Annotated in this window: 3 protein-coding genes and 1 tRNA gene; all 4 read left to right on the top strand. The window is 32.7% G+C overall.

Annotated features, from left to right (window positions below; genetic code table 11):
- The coding region (locus PHO70_08670; GenBank protein ID MDD5433031.1) for a hypothetical protein at positions 1-191 on the top strand (191 nt) is incomplete at its 5' end.
- A gap of 7 nt (positions 192-198) precedes the next feature.
- Positions 199-1,758, top strand: a complete 1,560-nt coding sequence (locus tag PHO70_08665) for a type IV secretion system DNA-binding domain-containing protein (protein MDD5433030.1) — start codon at positions 199-201, stop codon at positions 1,756-1,758.
- A gap of 43 nt (positions 1,759-1,801) precedes the next feature.
- Positions 1,802-1,873, top strand: a tRNA-Glu gene (locus tag PHO70_08660).
- Between the two features lie 2 nt (positions 1,874-1,875).
- The coding region (locus PHO70_08655; protein ID MDD5433029.1) for a hypothetical protein at positions 1,876-2,541 on the top strand (666 nt) is incomplete at its 3' end.

Here is a 2,541-nt window from a genome sequence, read left to right as displayed (position 1 = left end):
TAGACAAGTATAGGGGAAGAAGTCCATCGTTTGATCCCTATCCAGTAGATGGCGCAGTAAATGCTTTTAGTACTGAAGAATTAGCAACAATTTATCATTTCCCAGGCAAAGATGCTGTTCCTAGTTCAGCTCTTGAGAGGTTAGAAATGAAGAAGGGAGCTCCTCCATCAACATTACCAGTAGAAGATTAAAATTATTATGAATAAAGATATTATATTTTTTGGTAAAACAAACTTTAGGGGAGAGCAAAAAAAGTTTGGAATTAAATTTGACGACAGAAGGCGCCATGTTTATGTTATTGGAAAAACAGGAATGGGAAAAACAGAAATGTTAAAGAATATGGCCATTCAAGACATTCAAAATGGAAATGGAGTTGGCTTTATTGATCCCCATGGAGAAGCATCAGAAGAACTGCTTAAATTTGTTCCCGAAGAAAGAATCAAAGATGTAATCTATTTTAATCCTTCTGACATAAATATGCCGATTGCTTTTAATATAATGGAAGAAGTCAAACCAGATTATAGGCATCTAATTGCCGGAGGGCTAATGGGTGTTTTTAAAAAAATATGGCCCGATGTTTGGTCTTCTAGAATGGAATATATTTTAAATAACGCTGTTTTGGCACTACTTGAAATCAAGGGATCAACTTTACTTGGAATTAATAGATTGTTATCCGATCCTGAATGGAGAAAAGAAGTTCTTAAAGATGTCCATGATCCAGTTGTTAAGGCCTTTTGGACAAAAGAATTTAGTAGGTATTCTCAAAGATATGAAACAGAAGCAACCGCAGCTATCCAAAACAAAATAGGGCAATTCATTTCTAGTCCTCTAATAAGAAACATTGTTGGTCAAAAAAAATCTACTATTGATATTAGGCGCATAATGGACGAGAAAAAAATTATGATTGTTAATCTTTCTAAGGGAAGAATAGGGGAGGATGCTTCTAGGTTGTTGGGGGCATTGCTTGTTACTAAACTTCAATTAGCAGCAATGTCTAGGGTTGATATTCCTGAAAATGAAAGAAATGACTTTGCTTTATACATTGATGAATTCCAGAATTTTTCAACCGAATCATTTGCTAACATTTTATCAGAAGCAAGAAAATATAGATTATCTTTAATTTTAGCTCACCAATATATTGGACAAATGGAAGATAAAGTAAGAGAGGCGGTTTTTGGAAACGTTGGCACAATGATTACCTTTAGGGTTGGTGCCGAAGACGGAGAGTTTTTAGAAAAAGAATTTTCTCCTGAATTTTACTCCACTGATTTGGTTAATTTATCTAGACAAAATATATATGTTAAACTAATGATTGATGGTTTAACTTCAAAGCCCTTTTCAGCTGAAACACTATCACCAGCTATTTTTGAAAAAGAATACGAAAAGGAAATTATTGAATCATCAAGAAAGAAATACGGAAAAAACAAAGAAATTATTGAAGAGGAGATATCAAAATACACAGGCGGAGTTGAAGAAAAGCCCAAAAAGAAAGAAGTGTTATATGATTCACAGTGTGAGCTTTGCGGTAAGAAAGTAAAAGTTCCTTTTGAGCCAGATAATAAAAGACCAGTTTATTGCAGGGAATGTCTCGTCAAACCAAGAGAAGTGAGCTTGGAAAAAACAGCAAAGTCATTTATTCCTCCCAAAAAGGAAAAAAAGGAAGATAAGATTGATGTTGAAGGTTTAAGAGAAATGCTTAAAGAAGTAAAAGAAACAAAAAAGAAAAAAATTGACCCAGGAGAAAGGATTGAGTTTTAATCTTGTCTTTTTGCTGTTTTTTTGTTATATATACTTTATTGAAGGCCCTATCGTCTAACGGTTAGGACACCAGATTTTCAATCTGGTAATCAGGGTTCGATTCCCTGTAGGGTCACAATGAATGAAAAATATTATCTAAAGATTGGTAGGGCTACGGATTTAGAAAATCCCAAAGAAAGAAGAATATATAGATTCTTAGAGATGATTATTGGAATAACAAGCCTGCTAATACTTTTTTTGGCAGTTCTTTTTTCTTGGAAGCTTCCTATATTAGTAGCTTTTTTTATTATCATTTATGATATTTATTTTTTGTTGCGAACAATTTATTTCGCTTTTTATCTAAAGGACGGTTATTCTAAAATGAAAAAAAATGAAAAAGAGAGTTGGCTTAAAAAATTAGAAGAATTAGAAAGACCTCAAAATGGAATTAACATTGAATCTTATAAAGACATTTACCATTTAGTTATATTGCCAACCTTTAGAGAGCCGATTGAAGTTGTTAAAACAACAATGAATTGTTTAGTAAAGAACGATTACCCAAAAGAAAAAATGATAGTCGTTTTTGCTTGCGAAGAAGCTGATAGGGAAAATGCAGAAATAATTTCTTCCGAAGTTAAAAGGGACTATGGAGATAAATTTTTTAAATTTTTAATTACTTTTCATCCAAGTGATATCGCTGGAGAAATTGCTGGCCATGGAGCTAATGATGCATGGGCATCAAAAGAAGCAAAGAAATTGATTGATGAATTAAAGATTCCCTATGAAAACATTATAGTATCTTCT

The sequence above is a fragment of the Candidatus Omnitrophota bacterium genome (assembly GCA_028715415.1).
GTDB lineage: Bacteria > Omnitrophota > Gorgyraeia > Gygaellales > Profunditerraquicolaceae > JAQURX01.
The sequence above is the reverse complement of the archived record's forward strand: the minus strand, read 5'-3'. Positions and strand labels throughout refer to the sequence as shown.

Bases quoted from the DNA above. Each gene is read 5' to 3' on its own strand.
- PHO70_08665 (MDD5433030.1), top strand. From the start codon at position 199: ATGAATAAAGATATTATATTTTTTGGTAAAACAAACTTTAGGGGAGAG.